Raw genomic sequence first — 16,979 nt, 5'->3', positions numbered from 1 at the left:
TCGCCCCCTACGATGAGCGCCCATGGATACGAGTGAGGCCGGCAGACAGCTGATCGACGGCCGTTTCGAGCTGGTCGCACCGCTAGGCAGCGGGGGCATGGGTACGGTGTGGCGCGCCCGCGACATCGCCCTCCACCGCGAGGTCGCGCTCAAGGAGGTGCGCCCGCCGGACCCGGCGACCGCCGCAGCCCAGCCGGGCCTCGCGGACCAGATGCGCGAACGCGCCGTCCGCGAGGCCCGTGCCCTCGCCCGGCTCGCCCACCCCCACGTGGTGACGATCCACCACATCGTCGAGCCCGCGGAGGGTACGGACGGGCACCCGTGGATCGTCATGGAGATGGTCCGGGGCGGTTCCCTGTACGACCGCCTGGAGTCCGGCCCCATGCCGCCCGCCGAGGTGGTGCGGCTCGGCCTCGACGTGCTGTCCGCGCTGCGCGCCGCCCACGCCGAGGGGATCCTCCACCGTGACGTGAAGCCCGCCAACGTGTTGCTGCGCCCCGACGGGTCGGCCGTGCTGACCGACTTCGGCATCGCCGCGCTGCACGACTCCACCGGACTCACCGCGACCGGCGTGCTGATCGGCTCCCCGGAGTACATCGCGCCCGAACGGGTCCGCGGGGAGGAGGGGCTGGCCGCCTCCGACCTGTGGTCGCTCGGGATGCTCCTCTACGTGGCCGCCGAGGGGACCAACCCGCTGCGCCGGGCCACCAGCCTGGCCACCGTCGTCGCCGTGCTCGACGAGCCGATCCCGGCGCCCGTGCGCTCCGGCCCGCTGGCACCCGTACTGGAACGGCTGCTCGTACGGGACCCGGCCGCCCGGCCCGACGGGGCTCAGCTGGAACAACTGCTCCGGGCCGCGAGCGCCGCTTTCGGATCCGGCTACGGGACGCCGGGCGCTGCGCCGGCCGTCTCCGTACCGGCGGTCTCCGCGCCGTCCGTCTCCGCGCCGGCGGTCTCCGCGCCGTCCGTCTCCGCGCCCGCCGGACCGGGCGCACCGGCCGCGCCCGGCGTCCCGGGTCAGTACGGCCCGTACGGCGGCCCGTACGGATCGCCCACCCCGCCGCCGTTCGGCCAGGGCGCCTCCCCCTACGCGGCCCCCACCACGCCCGTCGGGCTGACGCCCGCACCGCGCAGGCGCCCGGCCCTGATCGGCGCTGCGCTGACCGTGGTGCTGGCGGCCGCGGTGGTCGGGATCGTCCAGTTGATGCCCGACGGGAACTCCGGGAACGACGACGCGGCCGACTCCCGCGCCACCCGGCCCGCCGTCGCCACCTCGGGCGGTACCCCGGCTTCCACCCCCGCTGCGAAGGCGAGCACGTCCAAGGCTGGCACGGCCCGCGGCAGCATGCTCACCCCGGAGAACATCCGGATCGCCCTGGACGCGCTCAAGGAGAAGACCGGCACCACCACCTTCGTGGACCTCAAGGTCTACGAGGGCTACGTCCTCGCCAAGGTCCCCACCGCTCCCGGCGCCGACACCGTCGACGCCTGGCAGTACCGCGACGGCGCCGCCAAGCGCACGGGCCCGGACGGCACGGTCGAGGAGGGCGAGCCGCTCATCGACATGGCCGCAGTCAACTGGGACGCGCTGCCAAGCCTGTTCGAGCAGACGAAGAAGGAGTCGGGCATCGAGAAGCCGACCATGACCTATGTGGTCGTCGAGCCCTGGATGATGGACCAGGTCCCCTGCATGCGGCCCTACCTCATCGACGAGTACGGTCGCGGCGGCTATGCGCTCGCCGGTGTCGACGGCAAGGTCAAGAAGGTCACCAAGTTCTGACATCGTCTACCCGTACGCACGTACGGACCGACGCGTTCAGGAGTACGACCACGATGCCCAGCTGGCGCACCACCCTCACGGGGGCCGGCATTTCCGGCCCCCGGCTGCGCGACGACTACACCCGCGCCGCGCGCCGGGTGCTCCGCCGCGAGCCAGCCCCCTACCTGGCGCTGCGGCTGCTCGCCGCGCCGCCGCTGGTGCCCGCTCTCGCCGCGGGCCTCGCCTTCATGAACCTGGTCGACGACGTCGCCGAGACCGGTACCCCGCAGCAGCGGGCCGCCGGTCTCGCCGCGTTGTCCGAGCGGGTGGAGGCGGCGTTGGAGTCCGGGGACAGTCCCGACCCCCTGCTGCGGGCCTACGCGCACGCGGTGGACTCCCGGGGCCTGCCCCCGCACTGGGTCTCCCGCTTCCTCGAGGGCGCCGCGACCGCTGAGGCCGGCTTCGACGGCTTCGCCGCGGAGGAGGACTTCCAGGCCTACCTCGACGCCTACGCGTGGCCCGGGGTGCTGGTCTTCACCGGACTGCAGTACCAGGGCGGCCCCGACCCGGAACAGGCCGCGGGCTGGCGGTGGTTCGTCGACGCCGCCCAGCGCGTGGACTTCCTCGCCGATCTCCGCGAGGACCTCGCGGACGGCCGGCTCTGCATCCCGCGGGCCCGGCTCGACGAGCACTCCGTGACCCGCGCCGACCTGGAACAAGCCCGCGACACCCCGGCCGTGCGCGCCCTCTTGGCCGCCGAGTGCCGTCGTGCCCGTACGGCGCTGGACGCCGCCCACGGCATCGGCGACCTCGCCGAACCCGGGCTGCGTCCCGTCATCGCGACCATGACGGAGCTGATGGCGCACCAGCTGACCGCCGTGGAGCGGGCGGGGGCCGCCGCCCTGCGCCGGGACATCGGCTACGGCCTGGCGGCGCCCCTGCGGATCCTCGTCCGCGCCGCCCGGCGTCGCCCGGTGTGAACCGGCGCGGGGAGTTCCCCGGTGTGCAGGGGGTGCCCTAGGGTGCGTACCGAGTCGTGATCAGCGGGTGGTTCGGGTGAGGTCTTCCTCGGCCGAATGGCCGCACCACGCCGACCAAGGGTGGTGCGCGCAGCGGGTGCACGCGTGTCCGGCGTCGGCTCCTAGCCGGTGCGGGCCATGCTCGGCGCGTGAGCGGGGCCCTGCCGTTGCGCGGACAGGGCCCCGACGGCGACGTCGAAAGGCAATGGCGGATGAGACCCACCCGGATCCGAGCGGCCCTGGCCTGCGCCGCTCTGGCGACCGTACTGACGACCCTGGGCGGCGGCACGGCCCACGCGGACAAGGGCTGGGAGGAGACCGCGGCGCAAGGGGTGACGACACCAACCTCCTCCGACGGGGGGAACCACTGCCTCTCCTCGGAGGGGGTCGACATCAATGCGCAGCTGTCGATCCGGGAGCAGATCATTGGCCCGCCCAACTGCCGCGTCGCAGTGGCGTGGAAGCCGTGGGTACGGGCCTTCCCCAGCTGGGGCACGGCCGCCGACGCGGCCACCGCCGTCTATCCGGCGGGGTACACACCCTCGCTGCCGAATCCCTTCGACGACTTCCTCCTGAAGTTCCTCGGCGTCCGCATCACCCAGGACATCGGCACCCCGCAGGAACGGAGCTACTCCTTCGGCCCCGAGGTCCTGCGCCTGGTGACGATCGAGGAGGGGCTGCCCTTCGCCAACTTTGCGTCGCCCGCGCTGCCCGGCCTCAAGCCCGGTACGCACACGACCACGGTGTTCTTCAGGATGGCCTTCGAGCACTGCGACGGGGCCGGCACCGTCCGGGAGGAGAACTGCCTCCCCGCGGGCGAGAACCAGTACACGGGCAACACCCCGTTCGAGGTCGTCAAGAAGCGTGCCTCCTCCGCCGGCTGACCTAGGGGCGCGTATTGAGTCGTGATAGATCTACGGGATTCGCCCTCATGAGGCGGCTGGAACCGGTAGATCATCTTGTGTGACACGCCTGCAACTGACTTATGCGGAGTGGGAGTTCATCGGGCCGTGCCTGCCGATCGGCGAGTACGGCCCGTATCCCGAGCGGCTGCGGCAGCAGTTCGAGGGGGTGATCTGGCGGTTCAGGACCGGCGGGCAGTGGCGGGAGATGCCGCAGGAGTTCGGTGCCTGGTCAACCGTCCATCACCGCTTCCGGCAGTGGCGTGATGCCGGCGTCTTCGAGGCCCTGCTGGAGGGCGTGATCGCGGAGGCCGTGAAGCGGGGCGAGGTGGACCTGGCCCTGGTCAGTATCGACTCCACGACCGCCCGGGCCCACCACGACGCGGCCGGGATGCACCTGGGCGAGAATGTCATCACCGCGCTGGAGAAGGCCGCTGCCGAGGAGAAGGCCAGGTCAAAGGGGGCAGCCGCGAGGAACGAAACGGGCAGGACACCGAAGCCTGCCCCGGGCGGGAGGGGCGGCGACGCATTCGACGCCGGCGCAAGCTCCGTCTGAAGGCTGCGTTCCTGGGACGCTCGCGGGGCGGACAGACCAGCAAGGTCCATCTCGCCGCCGACCGCAGGTGCCGCCCGCTGGCGTTCGTCCTGACTGCGGGCCAGGCCGCGGACGGCCCGCAGTTCATCCCAGTGCTGGGGAAGATGCGGGTCCGTGGTCCTGTCGGCCGTCCCCGCACCCGGCCGAACGCGGTCGCCGCCTTCAAGGCCTATTCGTCCCGCGGCAACCGGACCCACCTGGCGCGGCATCGCCACCCGATACGACAAGACCCCGGACAGCTACCTCGCCGGCCTCCACTTGCGCGCCTCGATGATCTGGATCAAGGACCCTACCCAGACCACCGATTGATCGCGACCCAATACGCGCCCTAGTAGGCCCCGTTGACGTTGTCGATCGAGCCGTAGCGCGCTGCCGCGTAGTTGCAGGCGGCGGTGATGTTGGCGACCGGGTCGTAGGAGTTCGTCGAGGTGCCGGGAACGTGATAGGCGCGGAAGGTCGGATCGATGACCTGGAGCAGCCCCTTGGACGGGATGCCGTTGCGGGCGTTGATGTCCCAGTTGTTGATCGCCAGCGGATTGCCCGAGGACTCCCGCATCACATTGCGGTGAATTCCGTTGTAGGAGCCGGGAATTCCGTGCTTGGCCATGACGGCGAGGGACTCGCGGATCCACCCGTCGAGATTGTTCGGGTAGGCGGTGGCGGGCTTGACGGCGGCGGTGGTGGTGGTCTTGACCGCGGGCTTGGCAGCGGGCGTGAGGGTGGTCCGGGCGGCGGACCTGCTCGCACGCTCGGTCTCCGCCGGGGTGCCGAGCTTCAGTTTGATGCCGGGCCGGATGATCGACGGGTTGTCGCCGACGACGCTCCGGTTCGCCGCGTAGAGCTGCTGCCAGCCACCGGTCACGGAATGCTTCGCCGCGATCTCCGAAAGGGTGTCGCCCGCGACCACGGAATACGTCGTGGGGGCGGCGGCCGTCTCCACCGCCCCGGCGGTGGTCGCACTGATCAGCGGGAGAGTGAGGGCCGCGCCACCGGTGCCGGCAAGGGCCAGCTTGCGGGTGATCCGGTAGTGCTTCGGCCGACGGTGCTTACCCTTTGCAGGCATGGCGGAATTCCTCACGTGGGGGGGACGGGAGATCCCGGGCGGCGGCCCCATTCGGCTGCTGACCACCAGGAACGAGGTGACCGTAGGCGAGCCCGCCGCGCGGGAACAAGACCCGAATTCCACCGATAGATCGACATCTCGCTATCGGTCGGGTAAATGACCTTGAAGGGGTATCGACGCAATAGCCGATTCCCTTTCCGGGAAAAGGGAATCGACTGTTTGCCGGAAATGATGTTGAGATGTCCGATGTGGCTCACATCACGGGTCGTCGACCGGAGGGCCAATACGGGCAAGTCCAGTCTCTAAGCGCCTCATTCGGGCTACTTGCCCGTAAGCACCGAATCGCCCATTCAGGACTCTTTCGGGCGTGTTCCCGGCCGGCGTGCGCCCGGGGTCACGCCAGCCGCGCCAGGGCGGCCGTCACCGCCGTCACCGCCCCCCGTGAGGCCGGCAGCAGGGGCAGTCGGACGTCCGGGGTCGGGATCCGCCCCTGGGCGTGCAGGACGCCCTTGAGCACCGCCGGATTGGGCTCGGCGAAGGCCGCCGTCGACATCCGGGCCAGCGCGTGCCCCAGCGGCCGCGCCCGGACCACGTCGCCCGCCCGCCAGGCCGCGTCGAGCTCCACGAAGCGCTCCGTCGCCAGATGCGCCGAGGCCAGGATCCCGCCCACCGCACCAAGCGCCAGCAGCGGGGACAGGTAGGCGTCGTCACCGGCCAGCACCTCGAACCCGGCAGGCAGGTCGCCGAGGAGGGCCACCGCGTCCTCGCCGATGCCGCCGCCCGCGTACTTCACGCCGGCGACTCCCGGCAGTGCCCCGAGCGCCCGCAGTGCGTCCGCGTCCAGGGGCTGCCCGGTCCGGTACGGGATGTGATAGACGATCAGCGGTACCGGGCTCACCTCGGCCAGCCGCGCGAAGTGCGCCAGCACCCCGGCGGCCGAGGGCCGGACGAACGGCGGCACCGTCACCAGCGCCGCCCGCACCTCGGGCCACCGGGTCAGCCGGGCCAGCGAGGCCCCGGCGGCCCGGGTGCCGCCGGCCCCCGTGCCGACGACCAGCGGCGCGCCCCGCTCCCCGCAGACCCGGGCGCACACCCCGGTGACGAGGTCGTGCTCCGCCTCGTCGAGACCGGCCGCCTCCGCGGTGGTGCCGAGCGCGACGATGCCGCGGGCGCCGGCGTCGAGCACCTCGTGGGCGAGCGCCTCCAGCGCCTCGGCCGCGACGTCCCCGGTGCGGGTGAAAGGAGTGATCAGCGGTACGTGGATCCCGTGCAACGGGAGGTCCTCTGCGATGTCCAGTGCCATGCCCCAGAGCCTCGCCCGTCCGAAGCATCAAATCCAGTTCGCTTTTCTTACTCGACCCGTAAGCTGAGCCGATGCTCGATGTACGACGCCTGCGCCTGCTGCGCGAACTCGCCCGCCGCGGCACCATCGCCGCCGTCGCCGAGGCCCTCAGCTTCAGCCCTTCGGCGGTCTCCCAGCAGCTCAGCGCCCTCGAACGGGAGGCCGGCCTGCCCCTGCTGGAGCGCACCGGCCGCGGGGTCCGCCTCACCCCGGCCGGCCAGAACCTGGTCGGACACGCCGAGGCGGTCCTCGAACGGCTGGAACGGGCCGACGCCGACCTCGCCGAAGCGCGCGGGGGCCTGGCCGGAGCCCTGCGGATCGGCGCCTTCCCCACCGCCACCCGGGCCATCGTCCCGGCCGCGCTGACCGCCCTCGCCCGGCGCCACCCGGGGCTGGAGCCGATGGTCTCGGAGACGGACCCGGCGGCGGTGGCACACGCCCTGCGGGCCGGGGACCTCGACGTGGCCCTGGTGCACGAGTACGACTTCGTACCCGCCGAGCCCGAACCGGGACTGGCCACCGAACCCCTCTACGTCGAGGCGATGTACCTGGCCGCGCCCGCCGCCGGGGCCCCCGCCCCGCCCGGGGCCCCCGCCCCGCCCCGGGGACCCGCCGAGTCCGGCGCATCCGACCAGGGCACGGTCCTGCGCACGTACGCCGGGGCGCCCTGGATCACCGCCACCCCCGGCACCCTCTGCCACGCCATGACCGTCCGGGCCTGCCAGGCCGCCGGTTTCACCCCGCGGGTCCGCCACCAGGTCGACGAGTTCGCCACCGTGCTCGCCCTCGTCGCGGCGGGCCAGGGGGTGGCCGTCGTACCGCAGCTCGGGGTCACGGGCCCGGCCGATCCGGCCGTACGCCTCACCCGCCTGCTCATGGAGCGCCGCACCAACCTCGCCTTCCGCAGCGGAGCCGGGGCGCACCCGGCCGTGGCGGCCTTCGGCACGGCACTTCGGGCCGCCGTACCGCCGGATCTGGCCGGGTCGCGCGCCGGAACGTGACACAACTCCCGTACCGCGTGCCGTCCGTGTACGTTCGTTGATCCAGACGGATACGATCAGAGTGGGGTACGACGTGACACATCGCGTACGAGGGGTCATCGCCCGGAGCAAGGGCGCACCGGTGGAGACGACGACGATCCTCGTGCCCGACCCGGGACCCGGCGAGGCCCTCGTCCGGGTGCAGGCCTGCGGGGTCTGCCACACCGACCTGCACTACCGCGAGGGCGGCATCAACGACGGGTACCCCTTCCTGCTCGGCCACGAGGCCGCCGGAATCGTGGAGTCCGTCGGCCCGGACGTCACCTCCGTGGCCCCCGGCGACTTCGTGGTCCTCAACTGGCGTGCGGTGTGCGGCACCTGTCGGGCCTGCAAGCGCGGACGCCCCTGGTACTGCTTCGCCACGCACAACGCCACCCAGCCCATGACCCTGGAGGACGGCACCCCGCTCTCCCCGGCCCTCGGCATCGGCGCCTTCGCCGAGAAGACCCTGGTCGCCGCCGGCCAGTGCACCAAGGTGGACCCGGCTGCCGCCCCGGCCGCCGCCGGACTCCTCGGCTGCGGGGTGATGGCCGGCCTCGGCGCCGCCCTGAACACCGGCAACGTCGGGCGGGGCGACTCCGTCGCCGTCATCGGCTGCGGGGGAGTGGGCAACGCCGCCGTGGCCGGAGCCCGACTCGCGGGCGCCTCGAAGATCATCGCGGTGGACCTCGACGACCGGAAGCTGGAGTGGGCCCGGGGCCTGGGCGCCACCCACACGGTCAACGGGCGCACGGAGGACGTGGTCAAGGCCGTCCAGGCGCTGACCGGCGGCAACGGTGCGGACGTCGTCATCGACGCCGTCGGCCGCCCCGAGACCTACCAGCAGGCCTTCTACGCGCGCGACCTGGCCGGGACGGTGGTCCTGGTGGGCGTACCGACCCCGGAGATGAAGCTCGAACTCCCGCTCCTGGACGTCTTCGGCCGCGGCGGCGCCCTGAAGTCCTCCTGGTACGGGGACTGCCTGCCCGAGCGCGACTTCCCGCTGCTCATCGACCTCTACCTGCAAGGCCGTCTCGACCTGGACGCCTTCGTCTCCGAGACCATCCCGCTCGACGGCGTCGAGGACGCCTTCGCCCGGATGGAACGCGGCGAAGTCCTCCGCTCGGTCGTCGAGTTCTGACACCCCGGCCGGTCGGGCCCGCCCGGCACGCCCGGCCGGCACGCCCGGCCGGGCCGGCCGGGTCCGGTCCTGCCTAGACTCGGACCGCCACACCCCCGCGCCCCCGCCGTCACCCGGCCGGGGCGCGGTCCTTCATCTCCTCGTACCCCTGGGGGCCGTCCGTGACCACCGCACACAGCTACCGCCAGCCCGGCACGGTCCTCACCGACCACCGGTTCTCCGTCCCCCTGGACCACGCGCGCCCGGACGGGGAGCGGATCGAGCTGTACGCCCGGGAGGTCGTGGCGGCCGGCAAGGACCCCGGGGCGCTGCCGTGGCTGCTCTACCTGGAGGGTGGTCCGGGCTTCGGAGCCCGCCGCTTCATCGGCCGCCAGGGCTGGCTGGAGCGCGCGCTGACCGAGTACCGGGTGCTGTTCCTCGACCAGCGCGGGACCGGCCGCTCCACCCCGGTGAACCGGCAGACCCTGCCCCTGCGCGGCACCCCCGCGCAGCAGGCCGAGTACCTCGCCCACTTCCGCGCCGACTCCATCGTGCGCGATGCCGAGGCCATCCGCCCCGGCCTGACCGGCGGCGCTCCCTGGACCGTGCTCGGCCAGAGCTTCGGCGGCTTCTGCACGACCCACTACCTCTCCACCGCGCCCGAAGGCCTCACCGCCGCCCTGATCACCGGCGGCCTCCCCTCCCTGACCGCCACCGCCGACGAGGTGTACGAGGCCGCGTACCCCCGCATCGAGCGCAAGAACCGGGCCCACTACGCCCGGTACCCGATGGACGTCGAGCGCGCCCGCCGGATCGCCGCCCACCTCGCGGAGCACCCGACCGAACTCCCCGGCGGCCACCGCCTCACCGTCGAGGGCTTCCAGTCCCTCGGCATCCTCCTCGGCGGGGGCGACGGCAGCCACCGGCTCCACTACCTGCTCGAGGACGCGTTCGTGCCGACCCCCGCGGGACCCGCCCTCTCCGACGCCTTCCTGGAGGGCGTCCGCGCCGAGCTCTCCTTCGCCGGGCACCCCCTCTACGCGCTGGTCCACGAGGCGATCTACGCCCAGGACCCCGCCGCGCCCACCGCATGGGCCGCCGAACGGGTCCGCGCCGGCCACCCCCGCTTCGACGCCGACAAGACCCTCGCGGGCGACGAGCCGCTGCTCTTCACCGGCGAGACCATCCACCCCTGGCACTTCACCACCGACCCGTCCCTCGCCCCGCTGCGCGAGACGGCGGACCTGCTGGCCGCCCGCACCGGCTGGCAGCCGCTCTACGACCCGGCCCGCCTGGCCGCCAACGAGGTGCCGGTGGCCGCCGCCGTCTACCACGACGACATGTACGTGGACACCGCGCACTCGCTGGAGACGGCCCGCTCCGTCCGGGGCCTGCGGACCTGGGTGACGGACGAGTTCGAGCACGACGGCGTCCGCGCCGGCGGCCCCCGCGTCCTGGACCGCCTGCTGTCCCTGGTCCGCGACGAGGCGTGACCGGTGTCCGTGCAGGTCAGGGATGTGATTCGGCCTCGATACATCGTTCCGGCAGAAGTTGATCACACGGTTGGGGCGGGGCCTGGTACCCGAGGGACCGACCGATGTGTGGAGCCTGCATCCTGAGAAGGATGTCGAGCGCCGTCTCGCTGGCCCTGGCCGGCGGACTGGCCGCGACCGGCGTGGTGGCAGGAACGGCGACGACCGCCGTCGCCGCGCCCGCCGTCAGCGCCGCGGGGCGGGGGAGCCCCGCCGTCGGCGCGCAGGCCTGGCCGCGCGTGTCCAAGAAGAACCCGAACCGCTCCTACTCCGAACACCGCCGACGACCTGCGCGTGGACAACGAGGGCGGCGCCGAGGGCCCGTCCCGCGCCTACCTCCGCCCGGACACCACCGCGCTGGGGGTGCCACGGTCTCCAAGGCGACCCTCCGGATCACCAACACGGGGGCCGCGTCCTGCACGGGCCGACCGGTGGAGCTGTGGAGCGTCGGCGCCGTCTCTGCGAACGCGGGAGGTCACCGTGGCGCCGGGGCGTCCTTCGCCCGCGGAACCAGGATCGCCACCAGCGGGGACTGGACCGGCGGCGGCTACAACGACCTGCTGGTGCTCGAGCCCCGCGCCGGGCTCCAGCGGAAGCTGCTCCGGCGCGTGCCGGGCAACGGCCCCGGGGGCGTTCGTCCGAGCGGCACCATCGTTTCGGACGTCTCCCGCCCGGTCGCGGATCCGGACGCGGGGTGCGTGAACGACGCCCCGGCGTGGACCGGGGACAACCGCTCGTCCCACGCCGAGGACGTCGCCGGCTCGGGTGACGTCAATGGTGACGGCGAGCCCGACCTGCTGGCCGCCGGGCACCTCGACCCCACGAGCCGGGGCACGGCGCAGCGCGTGAAGATCGGCTCGGGCCTCGGCCGGACGGCGTACCCGACCCCGGTCTCGGCGGGCGACTTCGACCGCGACGGGCGGACCGACCTGGCTGCCGTCGGCGCCGACGGCAAGGCCGTCTGGTTCCGGGCGACGGCCACCGGCATCGACACGACCCCGCGGCCGGTCGGCTGATCCCGCCTCGACCCGCCGGGCCGGCGTCCCCGGTCAGGGGCGCCGGCCCGCTGTCGTTTCCGGGGGCGGCTCCACGAACGCGCGGGTCAGGTGCGCGGTGGCCAGGAGGGCGCCGCGCCGTCTGGCCCGCGCCAGCAGGTCCTCCCGGGAGGCCCGGGCGGTCTCCCGGTCGCGCTCGTGGGAGTACGGGACCGCTGGGTCGCCCAGCTGTACCGCGTGCACCAGTACGTCCCCGGTGACCACCACGTCCCGGGCCCCGGCGCCCTGGTCCACCAGTACCGACTGGTGTCCCGGGGTGTGCCCGGGCGTCGGCAGCAAGGTGATGCCGGGGGCCAGCCGGTGGGTCCCGTCCACCTCGTGCAGCTGCCCGCCCGCCCGCAACGGCGCCACCGTCCAGTCCCACACCGGGTCCGCCCGGTCCAGCCCGGCCACCTCTGCGCGCTGTACGACGTACCGGGCCGCCGGGAAGAACGGTTGCCCGTCGGCCCCCGACGACCAGCCCGCGTGGTCCTCGTGAAGGTGGGTCAGGACCACGGCCTCCACGTCGGCCGGAGCGATGCCGGCCGCGGCGAGGGCGTCCGGCAGCCGCCCCGGTACCGGCGCCCAGGCGGCGGCGGGGGACTGCGCCGGCCCGACCCCGGCGTCCACCAGCACCCAGCGGCCGCCGGGCCGGGCGATCGCGAAGCACCGGAAATCGAGCGCCCAGGTCCCGTCCGGTCCGGTCGCGCCCGGATCCAGCTGCCCGGCCCGCTCCCACGCGGCCCCGCTCGCCCCCGGGAAGGCCGTACGGGCCGGCTCGAAGAAGATCCCCGTGGCGTCGAGCAGCGCCACCACCCGCCCGTGTCGGTCCATTCGCCTATTGTGCGAGACATGACCGAACAACCTGATCAGCAGCCCGCATTGCAGCCCATGCCCACCGACTGGACGCGCGCCCTCGCGGTGGTCGCGCACCCCGACGACCTGGAGTACGGGTGCGCCGCGGCCATCGCGCACTGGACCGACGGGGGCCGGGAGTTCGCCTACCTCCTCGCCACGCGCGGCGAGGCGGGCATCGACAGCATCGCCCCCGCCGACTGCGGTCCCCTGCGCGAGGCGGAGCAGCGGGCGAGCGCCGCGGTCGTCGGCGTGTCCGAGGTGGAGTTCCTGGACTATCGCGACGGCGTCGTCGAGTACGGACTCGAGCTGCGCCGGGACATCGCCGCTGCCATCCGGCGGCACCGGCCCGAGCTGATCGTGACCCTCAACCACCGCGACACGTGGGGCGGTGCGCAGGGCGGCGGCTACTGGAACACCCCCGACCACAAGGCCGTCGGCCGGGCCGTGCTGGACGCGGCCGGTGACGCCGGGAACCGCTGGATCTTCCCCGAGCTCATCGAGCAGGGCCTGGAGCCGTGGAACGGCGTGCGCTGGGTCGCGGTGGCCGGCTCCGCCACCCCGACGCACGCGGTCGACGCCGGCCCCGGGCTGGAGCGTTCGATCAAGTCCCTCCTGGAGCACAAGGCGTACATCGAGGTGCTCACCGACCAGGACCCCGAGGAGTACGTCCGCACCTTCCTCACCGGGAACGCCCAGCAGGCCGCAGCCCGGTTCGGCGGGCGGCCGGCCGTTGCGTTCGAGGTCTTCCCCCGCTGACCGGCCGCCCCTAGTCTGACGATCCGTCAGTTCGACGGGTCGTCAGCCATCGGGCCGGGGGTGCGGGACACGGTGATCGACACCATCTCCACGGAGATCGCGGAGGGCGAGGAGCGGATCAGGCTGGAGGTCGCGGACGGCCTTGCCATCCTCACCCTGTGCCGCCCGGACAAGCTCAACGGCTGGAGCTGGGAGTCCACCCGCCAGCTCGGCCTGCTCGCGGACCGGATCCGCTTCGACGCGTCCGTACGGGCGGTGCTGCTGCGGGCCGAGGGCCGGGCCTTCTGCGCCGGCATCGACGTGACCGCCCCGGGCGGCGCCATCACGGGCGCCTCACCGGCCGAGCGCACCCGCAACTACTACGAGGGCATCCGCTGGGTGCACGAGCGGTTCGCGGTCCTCGCCCGCCTCCCCCAGCCGGTGGTGGCCGCCGTCCAGGGCCACTGCCTCGGCTTCGGCTTCGAGCTGGCGCTGATGGCCGATGTCCGGGTGGCGGCCGAGGACGCCGTCTTCGCGCTCCCGGAAGCCGGGCTGGGCGTGGCGGTGGACGCGGGCGGCGACCTGCGCATCGCCCGCGAGGCGGGGGCGGGCTGGGCCAAGTACCTGGCCCTGACGGGCCGGCGGGTCGACGCCGCGACGGCACAGCGGCTCCATCTCGTCCAGCTGGTCGTCCCCGGCGAGGAGCTGGAGGCCGCCTCCCGCGCCGTGGCGCGGGAGATCGCCGCCAACGCGCCGCTCGCCGTCCAGGGCATCAAGCGCGCGATCGACGGCTACGCCGATGCCGCCCTCCCCGCGGCCCTCGACCGGGTGGCGATGACCGCGGCCCTCACCCTGACCTCGGAGGACTGCAGGGAGGGTTACACCGCCAAGGCGGCCCGCAGGCCCCCGCGCTTCAGCGGAGGCTGAGCACCGGCCGGGTCGAGAACTCCTCGTACATGCCCTCGCCGTCCGGTCCGTACACGAAATCGGCCATGGACGGGTTGCGGTTGGCGGTGGCCAGCGGCAGCCACGCGAGCAGATCGCCGTACCCGCCGCAGACGGCCTCGCCGCCGTCACCGCCGTGCACCGCGGTCGGGTCCGCGCTCAGCTCCGTGCCGTAGCTGTCGTAGGCGATGTGCAGACCGAAGGCGTTCGGCTCGTGGCGCACGCGGCCGTTCCCGTACGACGGCTCGTCCAGGGGGCACTCGTTCCCCCACCGGAACAGGGTGCCGGCCCCGGCTCCGCAGGCGTGCTCCCACTCGTCGGCGCCGGGTATCCGCAGCCCGCGCGCCGCGAGCGCCGCCGGCACGTCGGCCGCCGACTCGGTCAGGGCCTCGTCCTCCACGGCCACGAGCACGGTGGCCAGCGTCGCGGTGCGCGGCGGGCTGAGCACGTCGGCGAGATAGGCCTTGAGGTCCGCGTGCCCGTATCCGTACCCCTCCACCACGCTCGCCGCGTAGTCGGCGGCCTGCGCGGGCGTCGGCTCCCAGGCGTCCAGGTCGAACCCCAGCCGCACGGTCCCGCCGGGTACGAGGGCGAACTCGCGTCCCTCGCGCTCGATGCGCACGCGGTGCAGCGTCCCGCCCAGGTGTCCGACGGTGTCGAACAGCACCACCCGGCCGCCCACCTGCGCGGCGGCCTCGTGGGCGAGGCGTCCGGCGGCGGCCGGGTCGAGCGAGCGCCAGCGGTCAAGGGTCAGATCGGCGAGAGACATGGTCCGATCCTCGCACCGCCCACTGACAACCGGTGCTCAGGGGGAGGGGGTGAAGGGGCCGCGACCCAACTGCGTGCGGACCGGTACCACCTCGGGGTTGACCACCGACCGGCGCTGCCAGTTCGCGCCGTCCACCACCAGCGTGTGCCCGGTGATGAACCGGGCGTACGGCGAGGCCAGGAAGGTGGCCGCCCAACCCAGTTCGCGCGGCGCGCCGACCCGCAGGGCGGGTTGGCGGGCGTCCCTCGCGTCGGGCGCGGCGCGCTCCAGGCCGCCCCGGATGTCCGCGGTCATGTCGGCGTGCGGGACGAGCCCGGGGACGAGCCCGTTGATCTGGATGCCGTACGGGCCCCACTCGACGGCGAGCGTCTCCACCAAGCTCTTCACCCCGGCCTTGGCCGCGGCGCTGTGGGCGAAGCCCGGCCCGCCCGTCCAGGCGTACGAGGCGCCGATGTTCACGATCGAGCCGCCGGTGCCCGCGGCGAGGTGGCGGCGGCCGAACTCGCGGGTCATCAGCCAGGTCCCCGTCAGCGTGATGTCGACGACCGCCCGCCAGGCGTTCGGCGAGAGGTCCTCCGCGGGGGAGGGGAAGTTCGCGGCCGCGTTGTTGACCAACACGTCCGGCAGGCCGAAGGCCGCCTGCGCGGCGTCGAAGACCTCGGCGACCCGCTCGGGATCCCTGATGTCGCAGACGGCGGCCGTCACCCGGCCCGCGCCGGGAACGGCCGCCAACTCCTCGCGCGCCGCCTTGAGCTGCTCGGCGCGCCGGCTCGCGATCACCAGATCGGCGCCGAGCCGGGCGAACTCGGCGGCGATGGCCTTGCCCAGCCCGGTGCCGCCGCCGGTCACGAGGACCACCTGGCCCTCGAAGGTCCCGGAGGGCAGGGCGGCGGCGCCGAGCGCCGGTGGCGCGGGCAGCCCGCGCCGGATCTCGTCCGTCATGGGGCATCGATAGCGCGCGGGCGCCGAGATGACCATCCCCCGGACAGGACCGGCTCGGGACCGGGGGTCCGGGACCCCCGGGCGGTCAGCCCTTCGGGGCGTACGCCTGCTTGCTCGCGCAGGTCCAGACCACGGCCTTGCCGTCCCGCGTCTCCCGGTCGGTGATCATGCCGGCGACGCGGTCGTCGTCGGTGGCCGCGAAGGCCCGGCTCAGCGGCACGCCCGAGGTTCCGGCGGGGAAGGGCAGCACCAGCGGCTCCCCCTTGCCGGGCCAGTAGACGGCCTGGAAGAAGCTGGGCCAGCTCTCCTCGAAGTTGGTGGCCGTCCCGACGGCCACGTTCGTGGTCGGGCTGCTGCCGGAGAGCTCCAGGTCGTGGTAGCCCTTGGCCCGGCCCGGGTCGGTGGGCAGGGCGTCGTACGGCTTCTTCCAGACGGCCGGCGTCAGCCTCGGGTCGTTGCGGTAGTAGTAGTCCTCGAGGCCCACCACCCGGCCGCGGTCGTCGATGTCCCGGCCGGCCGTCACGAACGAGGAGTGGTAGCCGTTCCACACCTGGAGGCTGTAGGGCGGGTAGCCGCCGCCGGCCGGCCAGACCACCGGGAACGTCTTGGTGACCATGATGTCGTTCTCGGCGTCGAAGTAGGAGCCGGAGACCGTGCCGAGGATGTCACCGCGCTTGTTGATGCCGTTCAGCGAGGTGACCGTGCTGCCGGCGATCGCGTCGGCCGGGACCGGGAGTTCGCGCACGACCTTCCCGTTCACCCACTCCTTGGCGACGCCCCCGTCGGCGAAGACGACCCGCCCGGACTCGTTGACGTCGACATCGGCGAAGTGGCCCTCCTTGCCCGGCGCGGTGAGCGGCTCGGAGGTCGTGGAGCCCCGCTGGTGGGTGAAGGCGACCATGGCCCGGTCCGAGGTGCGGGTGGCCGTGCCCACCATCAGGCCCTTGGCGCTGACCGCCTTGACGCTGCCCCGGTCGAAGCCGGCGGGCAGCGGGACGGCGTGGACCGTGTGCTCGGCGCCGGTCCAGTAGACGGGCAGCCCCGCACTGTCGCCGACCACGACCCCGCCGGTGCCGAAGCCCGTCGCCGTGGAACCGGTCGCACCCGCCAGCGCCGGGAGGATCTCGATCCCCGGGGTGCAGGAGGCCCCCGTGTCCGCCGCCGCGGCCGGGCCGGCCGCGGTGATCAGGCCCGCCAGAACGATCGCGGCTCCGGCCGCGGACATGCTTCTTCTCATGTGGTTGTCCCCCCTGGACAGGTGCTGTTCCCCGTTGAGTCATGACACGTGCACGCCACATGTTGCCTGATCTTGAGACGGATGTGGCCTGAATGACGCGTGTCGACT

Annotated in this window: 15 protein-coding genes and 1 pseudogene; 10 read left to right on the top strand and 6 right to left on the bottom strand. The window is 73.5% G+C overall.

Translation table 11 applies throughout. The annotated features are described in order from the left end of the window. Positions 1-22 precede the first annotated feature (22 nt). The 4 genes and pseudogenes from OG386_RS05100 to OG386_RS05085 all read left to right on the top strand — a co-directional run bounded on the left by OG386_RS05100 (position 23) and on the right by OG386_RS05085 (position 4,584). Positions 23-1,780 (top strand): serine/threonine-protein kinase, encoded by a 1,758-nt coding sequence (locus OG386_RS05100; protein WP_328786958.1) that lies wholly within the window; start codon positions 23-25, stop codon positions 1,778-1,780. Positions 1,781-1,833: 53 nt separating this feature from the next. Then, positions 1,834-2,739 (top strand): phytoene/squalene synthase family protein, encoded by a 906-nt coding sequence (locus OG386_RS05095; protein ID WP_328786957.1) that lies wholly within the window; start codon positions 1,834-1,836, stop codon positions 2,737-2,739. A gap of 188 nt (positions 2,740-2,927) precedes the next feature. Next, positions 2,928-3,662, top strand: a complete 735-nt coding sequence (locus OG386_RS05090; RefSeq protein ID WP_328786956.1) for a hypothetical protein — start codon at positions 2,928-2,930, stop codon at positions 3,660-3,662. A gap of 79 nt (positions 3,663-3,741) precedes the next feature. Beyond that, a pseudogene (locus OG386_RS05085) lies at positions 3,742-4,584 on the top strand (transposase). Between the two features lie 19 nt (positions 4,585-4,603). Here OG386_RS05085 and OG386_RS05080 read toward each other — a convergent pair. Continuing rightward, positions 4,604-5,338 carry a transglycosylase SLT domain-containing protein gene (locus tag OG386_RS05080; RefSeq protein WP_328786955.1) on the bottom strand — a complete coding sequence of 245 codons (735 nt, stop codon included), beginning with the start codon at positions 5,336-5,338 and terminating at the stop codon, positions 4,604-4,606. 394 nt (positions 5,339-5,732) lie between these two features. Then, positions 5,733-6,641 carry a dihydrodipicolinate synthase family protein gene (locus OG386_RS05075; RefSeq protein ID WP_328786954.1) on the bottom strand — a complete coding sequence of 303 codons (909 nt, stop codon included), beginning with the start codon at positions 6,639-6,641 and terminating at the stop codon, positions 5,733-5,735. Between the two features lie 71 nt (positions 6,642-6,712). Here OG386_RS05075 and OG386_RS05070 point away from each other — a divergent pair, with 71 nt between their 5' ends. The 4 genes from OG386_RS05070 to OG386_RS05055 all read left to right on the top strand — a co-directional run bounded on the left by OG386_RS05070 (position 6,713) and on the right by OG386_RS05055 (position 11,367). Continuing rightward, complete coding sequence (locus OG386_RS05070) at positions 6,713-7,681, top strand: LysR family transcriptional regulator (RefSeq protein WP_328786953.1); 969 nt, start codon at positions 6,713-6,715, stop codon at positions 7,679-7,681. A 73-nt stretch (positions 7,682-7,754) separates the two neighbouring features. Next, a complete protein-coding gene (locus tag OG386_RS05065; protein WP_328786952.1) occupies positions 7,755-8,840 on the top strand; it encodes an S-(hydroxymethyl)mycothiol dehydrogenase in 1,086 nt (361 codons plus the stop codon). 161 nt (positions 8,841-9,001) lie between these two features. Then, positions 9,002-10,312, top strand: a complete 1,311-nt coding sequence (locus tag OG386_RS05060) for an alpha/beta fold hydrolase (protein WP_328786951.1) — start codon at positions 9,002-9,004, stop codon at positions 10,310-10,312. 131 nt (positions 10,313-10,443) lie between these two features. Next, a complete protein-coding gene (locus tag OG386_RS05055) occupies positions 10,444-11,367 on the top strand; it encodes an FG-GAP repeat domain-containing protein (protein WP_328786950.1) in 924 nt (307 codons plus the stop codon). A gap of 33 nt (positions 11,368-11,400) precedes the next feature. On the opposite strand, the gene OG386_RS05050 is transcribed toward OG386_RS05055, so the two are convergent. Continuing rightward, positions 11,401-12,219, bottom strand: a complete 819-nt coding sequence (locus tag OG386_RS05050) for an MBL fold metallo-hydrolase (protein ID WP_328786949.1) — start codon at positions 12,217-12,219, stop codon at positions 11,401-11,403. An 18-nt stretch (positions 12,220-12,237) separates the two neighbouring features. Here OG386_RS05050 and OG386_RS05045 point away from each other — a divergent pair, with 18 nt between their 5' ends. Together OG386_RS05045 and OG386_RS05040 are read left to right on the top strand one after the other, a co-directional pair. Then, a complete protein-coding gene (locus tag OG386_RS05045; protein ID WP_328786948.1) occupies positions 12,238-12,999 on the top strand; it encodes a PIG-L deacetylase family protein in 762 nt (253 codons plus the stop codon). Positions 13,000-13,071: 72 nt separating this feature from the next. Continuing rightward, positions 13,072-13,905, top strand: coding sequence for an enoyl-CoA hydratase/isomerase family protein (locus OG386_RS05040; RefSeq protein ID WP_328786947.1), 834 nt, complete (start codon positions 13,072-13,074; stop codon positions 13,903-13,905). Here OG386_RS05040 and OG386_RS05035 read toward each other — a convergent pair. From OG386_RS05035 to OG386_RS05025, 3 genes are all read right to left on the bottom strand, one after another. Next, the gene (locus OG386_RS05035; RefSeq protein WP_328786946.1) at positions 13,892-14,692 is read right to left on the bottom strand and encodes a hypothetical protein; all 801 of its coding nucleotides are present in this window, start codon (positions 14,690-14,692) and stop codon (positions 13,892-13,894) included. The two genes, OG386_RS05040 and OG386_RS05035, sit on opposite strands and share 14 nt — an antisense overlap. A gap of 36 nt (positions 14,693-14,728) precedes the next feature. Continuing rightward, a complete protein-coding gene (locus OG386_RS05030) occupies positions 14,729-15,634 on the bottom strand; it encodes an SDR family oxidoreductase (protein ID WP_328786944.1) in 906 nt (301 codons plus the stop codon). A gap of 85 nt (positions 15,635-15,719) precedes the next feature. After that, positions 15,720-16,871, bottom strand: a complete 1,152-nt coding sequence (locus OG386_RS05025; RefSeq protein WP_328786943.1) for a hypothetical protein — start codon at positions 16,869-16,871, stop codon at positions 15,720-15,722. Positions 16,872-16,979: the final 108 nt, after the last annotated feature.

Origin of the sequence: Streptomyces sp. NBC_00273 (assembly GCF_036178145.1) — a bacterium.
GTDB lineage: Bacteria > Actinomycetota > Actinomycetes > Streptomycetales > Streptomycetaceae > Streptomyces.
The sequence above is the reverse complement of the archived record's forward strand: the minus strand, read 5'-3'. Positions and strand labels throughout refer to the sequence as shown.

What these genes read in the sequence shown, in the direction of transcription:
- OG386_RS05025 (WP_328786943.1), bottom strand. Translation starts at nt 16,871, where the DNA reads ATGAGAAGAAGCATGTCCGCGGCCGGAGCCGCGATCGTTCTGGCGGGC.
- OG386_RS05075 (WP_328786954.1), bottom strand. Translation starts at nt 6,641, where the DNA reads ATGGCACTGGACATCGCAGAGGACCTCCCGTTGCACGGGATCCACGTA.
- OG386_RS05050 (WP_328786949.1), bottom strand. Translation starts at nt 12,219, where the DNA reads ATGGACCGACACGGGCGGGTGGTGGCGCTGCTCGACGCCACGGGGATC.
- OG386_RS05095 (WP_328786957.1), top strand. Translation starts at nt 1,834, where the DNA reads ATGCCCAGCTGGCGCACCACCCTCACGGGGGCCGGCATTTCCGGCCCC.
- OG386_RS05045 (WP_328786948.1), top strand. Translation starts at nt 12,238, where the DNA reads ATGACCGAACAACCTGATCAGCAGCCCGCATTGCAGCCCATGCCCACC.
- OG386_RS05030 (WP_328786944.1), bottom strand. Translation starts at nt 15,634, where the DNA reads ATGACGGACGAGATCCGGCGCGGGCTGCCCGCGCCACCGGCGCTCGGC.
- OG386_RS05055 (WP_328786950.1), top strand. Translation starts at nt 10,444, where the DNA reads ATGTCGAGCGCCGTCTCGCTGGCCCTGGCCGGCGGACTGGCCGCGACC.
- OG386_RS05080 (WP_328786955.1), bottom strand. Translation starts at nt 5,338, where the DNA reads ATGCCTGCAAAGGGTAAGCACCGTCGGCCGAAGCACTACCGGATCACC.
- OG386_RS05100 (WP_328786958.1), top strand. Translation starts at nt 23, where the DNA reads ATGGATACGAGTGAGGCCGGCAGACAGCTGATCGACGGCCGTTTCGAG.
- OG386_RS05070 (WP_328786953.1), top strand. Translation starts at nt 6,713, where the DNA reads ATGCTCGATGTACGACGCCTGCGCCTGCTGCGCGAACTCGCCCGCCGC.
- OG386_RS05035 (WP_328786946.1), bottom strand. Translation starts at nt 14,692, where the DNA reads ATGTCTCTCGCCGATCTGACCCTTGACCGCTGGCGCTCGCTCGACCCG.